Genomic DNA, 12270 nt, shown 5'->3' with positions numbered 1-12270 from the left:
CCACCGCACGCGGTGGGGGCCTGCGTCGTGACCGGGGTCAGGCCGGGACGAGCCAGGTGACGCCCAGCGGCGGCACCCGCAACCCGGCCGAGAACCGCTGCCCGTTCCAGGGCGTGTCCTCGGCGGTGAGGGTCCCGGTGTTCACGACCCCGGACCCGGCGAACTCGGGGGCGTCGGTGTTCAGGAGCTCCCGCCACGCCCCGGGCTGCGGCAGCCCGACGCGGAAGTCCTCGTACGCCGCGCCGGAGAAGTTGCAGACCGCCACCAGCGGTTTGCGGTCGGTGCTCCAGCGGACGAAGGAGACGATGTTGCGCGCGCTGTCGCCGCCGTCGATCCACTCGAAGCCGTTCGCGGTGAAGTCGTCGGACCACAGTTCCGGCCGCGCCTTGTACACGGCGTTCAGCTGCGAGACGAGGTGGTGCAGACCCTTGTGCCACGGGGTGTCCAGCAGCCACCAGTCCAGCGAGCGCGCCTCGGACCACTCGGCCTCCTGGCCGAGCTCGGAGCCCATGAACAGCAGCTGCTTGCCCGGGTGGGACCACATGAACGCCAGGTACGCGCGGACGTTCGCGAGCTGCTGCCACCGGTCGCCGGGCATCTTGCGCAGCAGGGACCCCTTGCCGTGCACGACCTCGTCGTGCGAGATCGGCAGGCAGAAGTTCTCGCTGAACGCGTAGACGAGGCTGAAGGTGATCTGCTGGTGGTGGTACTGGCGGTGCATCGGGTCCTCGCTGACGTACTTCAGCGAGTCGTGCATCCAGCCCATGTTCCACTTCAACCCGAACCCGAGCCCGCCGGCGTCGGTGGGCGCGGTGACGCCCGGGTAGGCGGTGGACTCCTCGGCGATCATCATGATGCCGGGGGTCCGCTTGTAGGCCGTGGCGTTCGCCTCCTGCAGGAAGGCGATCGCCTCCAGGTTCTCCCGGCCGCCGTACTGGTTCGGCTCCCACTCGCCCTCGTTGCGGGAGTAGTCCAGGTAGAGCATCGAGGCGACGGCGTCGACGCGCAGGCCGTCGGCGTGGAACTCCTCCAGCCAGTACAGCCCGGACGCGACGAGGAAGTTGCGGACCTCGCTGCGGCCGAAGTTCGGGATGTAGGTGCCCCAGTCCATGTGCTCGCCGCGGCGCGGGTCCGGGTGCTCGTACAGCGCGGTCCCGTCGAAGCGGGCGAGGGCGAACTCGTCCTTGGGGAAGTGCCCGGGCACCCAGTCGATGATGACGCCGATGCCGGCCTGGTGCAGGGAGTCGATGAGGTGCCGCAGCTCGTCGGGGGTGCCGAACCGCGAGGTCGGCGCGAAGTACCCGGTGACCTGGTACCCCCACGAGCCGCCGAACGGGTGCTCCATGACGGGCAGGAACTCGACGTGGGTGAACCCGGCGTCCTTGACGTACGCGACCAGCTCGGTGGCGAGCTCGGTGTAGGACAGCCCCTGCCGCCACGACCCGAGGTGGACCTCGTAGATGGAGACCGGCCCGTCCTGGGCGGCGGTGGCGGCGCGCTGCTGCATCCACTCGCCGTCGTTCCAGGTGTAGGACGACTCCGTGACGACCGACGCCGTCGCGGGCGGCACCTCGCTGAACCGGGCCATCGGGTCGGCCTTCTGCCGCCAGTGCCCGTCGGCGCCGAGGATCTCGTACTTGTACCGGGAACCGGCCCCGACGCCGGGCAGGAAGACCTCCCAGACCCCGGAGGACCCCAGCGACCGCATCGCCTCACCGCGGCCGTTCCAGTGGTTGTGGTCGCCGACGACGCGCACCGCGCGGGCGCTGGGCGCCCACACCGCGAACGACGTGCCGTCGACCGGGCCCATCGGGCCCTGCCAGTGCCGCACGTGCGAGCCCAGGACGTTCCACAGCTCCTCGTGCCGGCCCTCGCCGATGAGGTGCAGGTCGACCTCGCCGACGCTGGGCAGGAACCGGTACGGGTCGTCCACGAGCACCGGCTCGGCGTCCGGGTAGGTCACCTCGACGCGGTAGTCGCCGACGGTCCCGCCGGGCAGCACCCCGGCCCAGACGCCGTCGTACTCGTGCACCAGACCGACGCGGCCGCCGTCCTCGGTGACGACCGTCACGGCGGAGGCGAACGGCTTCAGGACGCGGTACGTCACCGCGCCGTCGTGCACGTGCGCCCCGAGGACCGAGTGCGGCGACCAGTGCGCCCCGGCGGCGACGCGGGCCAGGTCGTCGGCGTCCACGGGGCGGGGGGTGGGGGGGTGACCGGACATGCGTGTGAGTCTCCCGTGATCGTGGGGGACCCGCCTCTCAGGACGGGTCGGAGAGCAACCGGTGGACGGCGTCCAGCGGGATGCGCAGCCAGTCGGGCCGGTTGCGCGCTTCGTACACCACCTCGTAGAGGGCCTTGTCCAGCTCCAGCGCGGCCAGCAGCACCGCCGACGGCCCCACCCGGGGGTCGGACCCGGCGACGGCCGCGTAGCCGTCGAGGAACGCCTCCCGGGCCGCCGGGCCCCAGTTCCCCGGGTCGGCGACGGTGGAGGCGGCGTAGTCGAACGAGCGCAGCATGCCCGCGACGTCGCGCAGGGCCAGGTCGGGCAGGCTGCGCTCGGCCAGCGGCCGCAGCGGTTCGCCCTCGAAGTCCAGCAGCACCCAGCCGCGCGCGGCCGAGTGCAGCACCTGGCCCAGGTGGTAGTCGCCGTGGACGCGCTGCAGGTCCGGGGCGCCGGTGACGTGCCGGACGGCGTCGACGCGCTCGCGGGCCGCGGTGGCGACGCCGTGCAGCTGCGGGACGGCGGTCGTGGCCCACGCGACCCGCTCGAGCAGGCCGTCGGCCAGGGCCGCGAGGCGTTCGGGGGTCGCCGGCTGCGTGGGCAGCTCGGCGGCCAGCACGGCGTGCACCTCGGCGGTGGCGCGGCCCAGCTCGGCCGCCTCGGCGGAGAAGTCGCGACCCTCGGCGACCGCGGCGGTGGCGACCCGCCAGGCGTCCTGGGAACCGGCCAGGAACTCGGTGACGTGCGCGAGGTGGCCGTGCGCCGCCGTGCCGTCGGGGCCGGTCCACTGACCGTCGACCCACCCGGCCGGCCGGGGCACCCGCCCGCACCCGGCGTCGGCCAGCGCGGTCTGCACGACGACGTCGGGGTTGTCGCCGGCGGACAGCACCCGGAACACCTTCGCGATGAGCGGCACCTCGCCCTCGTCGGCCGACACCACGATCGAGGTGTTCGACTGCTCACCCGAGAGCACCTTCGTCCGCAACCCGGCGGGCACCGGCAGGCCGCCCTCGGCGCTGTGCCCGTGCACGCCGAACGTGCGCGACCCCGCGCCCTCCTCGCCGGCGACCAGCGTCAGCAGCGCCCGCGTCCACGTCGGGTCGTGCGGGCCGTCGTAGACCCAGGCCCGGGCGCCGTCGACGTCGGGCAGTTCCCCGATGAGCGCGGCGGTCAGCGCCTCGTCGGGGGCCGGGCGCACCGAGATCGGGACGGAGTAGACGGTGCGGGCCGCGTCCTCGCCCTCCCCGGCGCGCACGGTGAGCGCGACGAGCTGGGCCACCCCGCCCTCGTCCAGCGGGGTGCGCTCGAGGCGCACGACGTGCGTCGCGACGCCCTTGTGCGCGAACCAGCGCTGCCGCGGCGCCCACTCGCGCAGGAGCTCGGCGATCGCCTCGTCGGAGGCCTGCGACGTCTTCACGGGTGCTCCCACGGTCAGGACACCTCCAGCCAGTAGGGACCCCGGGGACCCGGGGTCGCGTCGAAGAGGTCGGACGGTCGGTTCACGGGCAGCACCGTCTCACCCCGGGGACCGGCCGACCTCCTGAGCGCGGGCGGGGAGGCCGGGGCGCGCCGCCGAACGCGCCGCCCCGGCCGGGTCCCACCCTCAGCCCCGGACGTGGAACACGTGCGCGGGTTCGACGTGCGGGTCGAGCCGCACGAAGTTGTGCTCGCCCCACTCGTACTCCGCGCCCGTCAGCTCGTCGTGGACGGTGAAGCGGTCCCACCACTGCCGGCCCAGCGCGCCCATGTCCAGGTGGACGGTCGTCTGCCGCGTGGCGTGCGGGTCGAGGTTCACCACGACGATCAGGAGGTCCTCGGTGCCGTCGGCCTCGACGCGGCGACGGGAGAAGGCCAGGACGTTCTCATCGTCGCTGGCGTGGAACGCGGTGCCCCGCAGCTGCTGCAGCGCCGGGTGCTGGTTGCGGACCCGGTTGAGCTTCGCCAGGTACGGCGCCAGCGACCAGCCCTCGCGCTCGGCCTTGGCGAAGTCCCGCGGGCGGTACTGGTACTTCTCGTTGTCCAGCTGCTCCTCCGCGCCGGGGCGGGCGGCGTGCTCGATCAGCTCGTACCCGGTGTAGATGCCCCACGACGGCGACAGCAGCGCCGCCAGCGCCGCGCGCAGCTTGAAGACCGGCGGCCCGCCGTACTGCATGGTGGGGGTGAGGATGTCGTGGGTCGTCGGCCAGAAGTTCGGGATCATGTAGTGCGCCGACTCGGTCGTCAGCTGCGTCAGGTACTCCCGCAGCTCCCACGCCTGGTTGCGCCAGGCGAAGTACGTGTACGACTGCTGGAAACCCACCTTCGCCAGCGTGTGCATCATCGCGGGCTTGGTGAACGCCTCGGCCAGCCAGATCACCTCGGGGTGCTCGGCGTTCACCTCCGCGATCAGCCACTCCCAGAACTCGACGGGCTTGGTGTGCGGGTTGTCGACGCGGAACAGCGTGACGCCGTGGTCGACCCAGACGTCGATGACGCGCTTGACCTCGGCGTAGATCCCGGCGGGGTCGTTGTCGAAGTTCAGCGGGTAGATGTCCTGGTACTTCTTCGGCGGGTTCTCCGCGTAGGCGATGGACCCGTCGGCGCGGGTGGTGAACCACTCGGGGTGCTCGGTGACCCACGGGTGGTCGGGGGCGCACTGCAGGGCGATGTCCATCGCGACCTCCAGCCCCAGCTCCTTGGCCCGGGCGACGAAGAAGTCGAAGTCCTCGAAGGTCCCCAGGTCCGGGTGCAGGGCGTCGTGACCGCCCTCGGCCGCCCCGATCGCGTAGGGCGAGCCGGGGTCCAGCGGGCCCGCCGTGAGGGAGTTGTTCGGGCCCTTGCGGTTGATGCGGCCGATGGGGTGGATCGGGGTCAGGTAGGCGATGTCGAAACCCATCTCCTTGATCGCCGGGAGGCGCTCGGCCGCGGTGCGGAACGTCCCGGAGACCCAGCGCTGCTCCTGCTCGTCCCAGTACGCCCCCTCGGAACGGGGGAAGAACTCGTACCAGGCGCTGAACGCGGCGAGCTTGCGCTCGACCCGCACGGGGTACGTCGCCGACGGGCTGACCAGCTCACGCACCGGCATCCGGTCCAGGACGGCGCGCACGGCGTCGCTGCGCCCGGCGTCCAGGCGCTCGTGGTCGCCGCGGGAGGTGTCGCGCAGGCCGGTGGCCGCCTCGCGCAGCACGTGCGCGTCCTCGTCCGGCCGGCCGGGCTGCCCGGCGGCGCGCTCCATGAGCCGCGCGCCCTCCTCGAGCATGAGGGCGACGTCGACCCCGGCCTCCACCTTGATCGTCGCGTCGTGGTCCCAGGTGCCGTACGGGTCCGACCAGCCCTCCACCCGCAGGCCCCACAGGCCCTCGGCGTCGGGGGACAGGGTCGCGCTCCAGGTGCTCAGGCCCGCGTTCTGCAGGTCCATGCGGGCCGACGGGCCGTCGGTGCCGTCGGGCCGCACGAGCACCGCGGTGGCGGCGACGGCGTCGTGCCCCTCGCGGAACACGGTGGCGCGCACCGGGATCAGTTCGCCGGGGACGGCCTGGGAGGGCCACTTGCCGCCGTCGACGACGGGTTGGACGTCGAGCACGGGGATGCGCCCCACCACCGGGGTCCCGGTAGCGCTCTTCTGCACGGTCAGCCGGTCCTGGTCGATCGTCACGGTGCGAACCTACCGAGAGGGGGGCCGCTCGTCGCGCGGGAGTGCCGGGAGTGCGCGCATCCCGTCGCGCGGGGGTGATCACCGGTCTACTGTCGGCGCCGTGAGAGCTATCAGGCGCTTCACCGTCCGGACCGTCCTGCCCGCCCCGCTCGCGCCCCTGGGGGAGCTGGCGAGCAACCTGCGCTGGTCGTGGCACAAACCCACCCGGGACCTGTTCGAGTCGATGGACCCGGCGGCGTGGGTGGCCGTCCACCGGGAGCCGGGCGCGCTGCTGGGTGCCCTGAGCACCGAACGCCTCCAGGCCCTCGCCGCCGACACCGGGTTCGTCGAGCGGGTCCGCGCCACGGCCGCCGACCTGCGGGCCTACCTGTCCCGGCCGGGGTGGTACGCCGGTCTGGGCGCCGACGCCCCGGCCTCGATCGCCTACTTCTCCATGGAGTTCGGCATCACCGGGGCCCTGCCCCAGTACTCCGGTGGCCTGGGCATCCTCGCCGGGGACCACCTGAAGTCCGCGAGCGACCTGGCCGTGCCCGTGGTGGGCGTCGGGCTGTTCTACGCCACCGGCTACTTCAAGCAGTCGCTGTCCCGCGACGGCTGGCAGCAGGAGACCTACCCGGTCCTGGACCCCGACGGCCTGCCGCTGGCGCTGCTGCGCGAACTTGACGGCAGCCCGGCGAAGGTGTCGGTGGACCTGCCCGGTGGCCGCCGGCTGCACGCGCAGATCTGGAAGGCGCAGGTCGGGCGGGTGCCGCTGCTGCTGCTGGACTCCGACGTGGAGGACAACGACGACGCCGCCCGCGCGGTCACCGACCGCCTCTACGGCGGCGGCGGCGAGCACCGGCTGCAGCAGGAACTGCTGTGCGGGATCGGCGGGGTCCGCGCGCTGCGGCTGTGGTCGCGGTTCACCGGCGCGCCCGAGCCGGAGGTCTACCACACCAACGAGGGGCACGCGGGGTTCCTGTCGGTCGAGCGCATCCGCGAGCAGGTCGAGCGCGGGCTGTCCTTCGACGAGGCCCTGGAGGCCGTGCGCGCGGCCACCGTGTTCACGACCCACACCCCGGTGCCGGCCGGGATCGACCGGTTCGGCCGCGACCAGATCGAGCTGTACTTCGGGGGGGACAACCCGCTGCCGGGGGTCCCGACCGAGCGCATCCTGGCCCTCGGCGCGGAGGACTACCCCGGCGGGGACCCGAACGTGTTCAACATGGCCGTCATGGGCCTGCGCCTGGCCCAGCGCGCCAACGGCGTGTCCCAGCTGCACGGCGCCGTCAGCCGCGGCATGTTCGACGGGTTGTGGCCCGGGTTCGACGTCCCGGAGGTGCCGATCTCGTCCATCACCAACGGGGTGCACGCCCCCACGTGGGTGGCCCCGGAGGTCATCGCGATGGGCAAGCAGTACATCGGGCCCGAACTGCCCCGGGACGGGCTGGGTTTCGAGAAGGTCGGCCAGGTGCCCGACGAGGAGATCTGGCGGACGCGGCGGCTGCTGCGCGGCCGGCTCGTCGAGGACGCCCGCCGCCGGCTGAAGCTGTCCTGGCTCCAGCGCGGGGCCTCCGAACCCGAGCTCGCCTGGACCAAGGACGTCCTCGACCCCGACGTCCTGACGATCGGGTTCGCCCGCCGGGTCCCCACGTACAAGCGCCTGACGCTGATGCTGCGCGACCCCGAGCGGCTGAAGTCGCTGCTGCTGCACCCGCAGCGGCCCGTGCAGCTCGTCATCGCCGGCAAGTCCCACCCGGCCGACGAGACCGGCAAGCGCCTCATCCAGCAGATGGTCCGCTTCGCCGACGACCCCGCCGTCCGGCACCGCATCGTGTTCCTGCCGAACTACGACATCACCATGGCCCTGAGCCTGTACCCCGGCTGCGACGTGTGGCTGAACAACCCGCTGCGGCCCTTCGAGGCGTGCGGCACGTCGGGGATGAAGGCCGCCCTCAACGGCGGGCTGAACCTGTCGATCCTCGACGGCTGGTGGGACGAGTGGTTCGACGGCGGGAACGGCTGGGCCATCCCCACCGCCGACGGCGTCGAGGACCCCGACCACCGCGACGACCTCGAGGCCGCCGCGCTGTACGACCTCGTGGAGAACTCCGTGGCGGCGCGGTTCTACGACCGCGACGAACGGGGCCTGCCGGCGCGCTGGCTGGAGATGGTGCGGCACACCCTGGCTTCCCTGGGCCCGAAGGTCCTGGCCAGCCGCATGGTGACCGACTACGTCGAGCAGCTGTACGTGCCGGCCGCCCGCGCCGGGCGGGCGGCGCTGGCGTCCTCGGCGGCCGGGGCCAAGGACCTGGCCCGGTGGAAGCGGGCCGTGCGCGGTTCCTGGCCGGCGGTGCGGGTCGACCACGTGGAGTCCTCCGGGGTGGGCGACTCCGCGCAGATCGGCGACGTCGTCCACGTGCGCGGCGTCGTCTCCCTGGGGGAGCTGTCCGTGGAGGACGTGGAGGTGCAGGTCGTGCACGGCCGCGTCAGCGAGTCCGACGAGCTGCGGCCGTCGGGGACCGTCCGGCTCGAACCCACCGAGTCCCTCGGGGACGGCCGGCACCGGTTCGAGGGGGAGTTCACGCTGCACCAGACCGGGCCGTTCGGCTACACCGTCCGGGTCCTGCCGCGGCACGCCGGGCTCGCGGTCCCCGCCGAGCTGGGGCTCGTCGCCAACGCCTGAGGCGGTCCGCTCAGGCGGTGACGGCGGTGGCCTCGACCTCCACGAGGACGTCGGGCTCGAACAGGACGTCGACCCCGATCAGCGAGGACGGCGGCAGCGGCCGGGGCAGGCCCAGTTCCCCGGCGACCTGCTCGACGCCGTCCATGAAGGCCCCGATCTTCTCCGGGCTCCAGCCGGTGACGTAGAAGGTGAGCCGGACGACGTCGCCGAAGTCGGCGCCGGCGGCGCGCAGGCCGGCGCCGGTGTTCCGCAGGGCCTGGGCGACCTGCCCGGCGAGGTCGCCCGGGGCCAGCGCCCGCCCTGCGGCGTCGCGGGCGATCTGCCCGGCGACGTGGACGTGGCGGGTGCCGGTGGCGACGGCGACGTGGTGGTAGGGGACGGGCTGCATCAGGCCGTCGGGGGTGAACAGCTGCACGGGCACGGAGGGCTCCCCGGGTCGGGTGGATTTCGGTATCCCCTTGATACTTGGTAGTCGCAGGGAACTTCAACGAGACTAGGTGTCGTGCCGGAAACCACCCACCCCCGCCCCGAGGCTCTCGAGATCGCCGCCCCGCACCGGGAGCTGCTCGACCAGGTCATGGACAAGTGGTCGCTGCAGGTGCTCGAGGAGCTGTGCGAACGGCCCTCGCGGTTCAGCGACCTGCGGCGCGCGATCCCGTCGGTGACCGGGAAGTCCCTCACCGCGACGCTGCGCCGCCTGGAGCGCAACGGCGTCGTGGAACGCACGGTCGTGAGCTCGCGGCCGGTGGCGGTGGAGTACCGCATCACGGCCCTGGGCAAGACCCTGCGCGAACCGGTCGACGCGCTGCTGCGGTGGACCACCGCGCACCTGCCGCAGGTGGAGGCGGCGCGCGCCCGGTTCGAGGAGTAGGGCCCCTCCGGCTCGCTCGGGAGTGACGCGGGAGTCGGGGTCGATCGACTATTCACTCAGTACGTACTCCGTGTGTAGAGTCGCGCCGTGTCCATCGCCGAGTTGCACCTCGCGCTGTTGTCCCGGGGGCCCGCCCACGGGTACGACCTCAAGCGCGAGTACGACGCGTGGTTCCCCGACGCCAAACCGCTGCCCTTCGGGCAGGTGTACTCGACCCTGGCCCGGCTGGCCCGCGACGACCTGGTCGAGGTGGTGGAGACGCGTTCGGAGGGGGGCCCCGAACGCACCGTCTACGCGATCACCGCCGCGGGCCGGGAACGGCTCCGGGCGTGGCTCGCCGAACCCGCACCGCCCACGGCGACGGGGACCGAAGAGCTGGTGCGCAAGGCGATCGTCGCCCTGCGCACCGGCGGCGGCGCCGGCTCGGTCGTGGCCGACCAGCGCACCGCCCACCTGCGGGCGATGCGGGCCCTGTCCGCCGCACCCCCGGACGGCGACGACCTCGGGGCCCGCCTGGCCCGGCGCTACGCCGTCCTGCACCTCGACGCCGACCTGCGCTGGCTCGACGAGGCGGCCGCCGCCCTCGGTGAGACCGCACCGACCACCCCCGGAGGGCAGTCATGACCGGCAACACGACCCGTACCGACGCGACGATCCCGCTCACGCTGCGCGGTGTGGGGCACGCCTACGCGCGAACACCCGCCCTGCGGCAGGTCTCGCTGCAGGTCGAGCCCGGGGAAGTGGTGGCGATCACCGGGCCCAGCGGCTGCGGGAAGTCCACCCTGCTGCACGTCGCCGCCGGCCTGCTGCTGCCGCAGACCGGGGACGTCACCTTGCTGGGCCGCGACCTGCGCGCCCTCGACGAGCCCGGCCGGGCGGTCCTGCGGCGCCGGGAGGTCGGCATCGTCCTGCAGTACGGGCAGCTCGTGCCGGACATGACGCTCGAGGACAACGTCGCGTTGCCCCTGCTGCTCGAAGGAGGGGAGGTCGCCGCGTCCCGCACGGCGGCCCGAGCAGCCCTGGCGACGGTCGGGCTCGAGCAGGCCGGGCTGGCCGTGCCGCAGGAGCTGTCCGGGGGCGAGGCGCAACGTGCGGCGGTCGCCCGGGCCCTGATCACCTCACCGCGCATCGTCTTCGCCGACGAACCCGTCGCCAGCCTCGACCCGGTCACCGGGCAGGACGTCCTGGACCTGCTGCTGACCGTCGCCCGGCGCGACGGCGGCGCCGTCGTCCTGGTCACGCACGACAACACGGCGGCAGCGCGGGCCGACCGCGAGATCCGCCTGCGGGGCGGGAACGTCGAGCGCGAGTCGGTGCTCCGGTGAGCGTCGTGCAGGTCCCGGCCCGGCGGTCGGCCCTGACCGCCGAGGCCGTGCGGTCGATGACCGCCGCGCGGTCCCGCGTCGACCGGGTCCGCGCCCGGGCCACGACCGCCGCCGCGGCCGGCACCGGCCTGGCCCTGCTCATCGCCGGGTCCGTCCCGACGGTGCAGGACACCGTGTCCACGGGCACCGCCCAGTGGACCGACGCCGACGGCCGGCCGCACACCGAGGACCTGTTCGAGGCCGCCGGCGGCCTGGCCCCGTTCCTGGCCCAGCCCGGCCTGCGCCCGGGTTTCGCGGTCGCCGCGGTCCTGCTCGTCCTGCCGTTCCTGGCCCTCGCCGTGCAGGCCCTGCGGGTCGGGCAGGTCGTCGAGGACCGCCGGGCCCGGCAACTGCTGATCGCCGGGGCGACCTCGGGGGACCTGCGCCGGTTGCGCACCGCGCGCACCACCGCGGCGTTCGTGCGCGGTGGGCTCCTGGCCGGGCCGCTCTACCTCGTGCTCTGGCTCGTCCTGGGCCTGGCGCTCCCGCCGGGGTACCGCATGCTGCCCCCGCTGCACTGGGCGATGCCCGTGATCTGGCTGGCGGTCGTCGGGGTCCTGTGGCTGCTGGCCCGCGTCCTGGGGATCACCGCGTTCCGACGCCAGGACGTGCTGGTCTGGCAGCGCACCGGCGCCGCTCCGGGAGTTCCGTCGCGGATGTTCGTGCTGCTGACCGCCGTCGCCGGTGCCGTCGTCCTGCTGGCCGCACCGGCCGTCGGGGGGCAGGTGGCGAACGACCTGCTGTTCCCGGTGTTCCTCGTCGTGGCCCTGGTCCTGTTCGTGCTCGCGGCGGGGGCCGGGGCCGCCCGGTCCTCCGCCGGGATCTTCCGCACGCCCGACACCCCGCCGGGCACGCGCGGCCGTCGCCGCCGCGCGGTCCGCGGTCGCGGTGACGCGGCCACCGGCCTGCTGGCCGACGCCCAACGGCGGGGCAGCACGACCGCCGTGACCGGGACGGCCGGGGTGCTGTTCCTGTGCGGGCTCTCCTTCGGCGTCGAGTCCGCGCTGGCCGCCGGGACCCTGATGGACCGGAACCACACGTCCGACGACCTCCGCTTCTACCTCGGCGGTACGGCCCTGGCCGGGGCGGTCGGCCTGGTGGCCGCCGTGGTCGCGATCGCCGCCCTGGTGCTCAGCCTCACCGACCACCTCCTGGGCAACCGCCGGGCCGTGGCCTCCACGGCGGCCCTGGGTGTGCCGACCTCCCGGCTCGTCCGGGTCCAGGCGCTGTCGCTGATGCGCACGGCGGTCCCGACGACCTCCCTCGGAGTCCTCGTCTCCGCCCTGCCCTACTCGGCCCTCATGCTCGGGTGGCCGGTCCAGGAGTCCGCCGTCTGGTGGGCCGCGCTCCTGCCGCTCGCCGTCGCCGTCCTGGTGGCCGTCCTGATGACCGGCGCCTGCTCCGTCCTGGCCCACCTGCTGCGCGGCCGCGTCCGCACCGCGGCCGCCCTCGAGAACCTGAGGGTCCCGTGAGCCCCGCCGTCCGCCGGTCGTCCACGCCCGCGGGGGAGTC

At 73.8% G+C, this 12270-nt stretch carries 9 protein-coding genes; 5 read left to right on the top strand and 4 right to left on the bottom strand.

Going from position 1 to position 12270, the window contains the following annotated elements; all coding sequences use genetic code 11:
- Nucleotides 1–37: 37 nt before the first annotated feature.
- The 3 genes from glgB to ACRYRX_RS09355 form a co-directional block, all read right to left on the bottom strand.
- Nucleotides 38–2224 carry a 1,4-alpha-glucan branching protein GlgB gene (gene glgB, locus ACRYRX_RS09365; protein ID WP_432511587.1) on the bottom strand — a complete coding sequence of 729 codons (2187 nt, stop codon included), beginning with the start codon at nt 2222–2224 and terminating at the stop codon, nt 38–40.
- A 37-nt stretch (nt 2225–2261) separates the two neighbouring features.
- Nucleotides 2262–3653, bottom strand: a complete 1392-nt coding sequence (locus ACRYRX_RS09360) for a maltokinase N-terminal cap-like domain-containing protein (RefSeq protein ID WP_432511586.1) — start codon at nt 3651–3653, stop codon at nt 2262–2264.
- A gap of 174 nt (nt 3654–3827) precedes the next feature.
- Complete coding sequence (locus ACRYRX_RS09355; RefSeq protein WP_432511585.1) at nt 3828–5858, bottom strand: alpha-1,4-glucan--maltose-1-phosphate maltosyltransferase; 2031 nt, start codon at nt 5856–5858, stop codon at nt 3828–3830.
- A gap of 100 nt (nt 5859–5958) precedes the next feature.
- On the opposite strand from ACRYRX_RS09355, the gene glgP reads away from it, so the two are divergent.
- Nucleotides 5959–8523 carry an alpha-glucan family phosphorylase gene (gene glgP / locus ACRYRX_RS09350; RefSeq protein WP_432511584.1) on the top strand — a complete coding sequence of 855 codons (2565 nt, stop codon included), beginning with the start codon at nt 5959–5961 and terminating at the stop codon, nt 8521–8523.
- A 10-nt stretch (nt 8524–8533) separates the two neighbouring features.
- On the opposite strand, the gene ACRYRX_RS09345 is transcribed toward glgP, so the two are convergent.
- Nucleotides 8534–8944, bottom strand: a complete 411-nt coding sequence (locus tag ACRYRX_RS09345) for a RidA family protein (RefSeq protein ID WP_432511583.1) — start codon at nt 8942–8944, stop codon at nt 8534–8536.
- Nucleotides 8945–9100: 156 nt separating this feature from the next.
- Here ACRYRX_RS09345 and ACRYRX_RS09340 point away from each other — a divergent pair, with 156 nt between their 5' ends.
- From ACRYRX_RS09340 to ACRYRX_RS09325, 4 genes are all read left to right on the top strand, one after another.
- Nucleotides 9101–9394 carry a winged helix-turn-helix transcriptional regulator gene (locus ACRYRX_RS09340; RefSeq protein ID WP_432511683.1) on the top strand — a complete coding sequence of 98 codons (294 nt, stop codon included), beginning with the start codon at nt 9101–9103 and terminating at the stop codon, nt 9392–9394.
- Nucleotides 9395–9481: 87 nt separating this feature from the next.
- Nucleotides 9482–10018, top strand: coding sequence for a PadR family transcriptional regulator (locus ACRYRX_RS09335; protein ID WP_432511582.1), 537 nt, complete (start codon nt 9482–9484; stop codon nt 10016–10018).
- Nucleotides 10015–10719, top strand: a complete 705-nt coding sequence (locus tag ACRYRX_RS09330; protein WP_432511581.1) for an ABC transporter ATP-binding protein — start codon at nt 10015–10017, stop codon at nt 10717–10719. The genes ACRYRX_RS09335 and ACRYRX_RS09330 overlap by 4 nt, the downstream gene beginning before the upstream one ends.
- Complete coding sequence (locus ACRYRX_RS09325) at nt 10716–12230, top strand: hypothetical protein (RefSeq protein WP_432511580.1); 1515 nt, start codon at nt 10716–10718, stop codon at nt 12228–12230. Before ACRYRX_RS09330 ends, ACRYRX_RS09325 begins: the two co-directional genes overlap by 4 nt.
- The last annotated feature ends 40 nt before the right edge of the window (nt 12231–12270 follow it).

This window comes from Kineococcus lubricus (assembly GCF_050871965.1).
Classification (GTDB): Bacteria; Actinomycetota; Actinomycetes; order Actinomycetales; family Kineococcaceae; genus Kineococcus.
The sequence above is the reverse complement of the archived record's forward strand: the minus strand, read 5'-3'. Positions and strand labels throughout refer to the sequence as shown.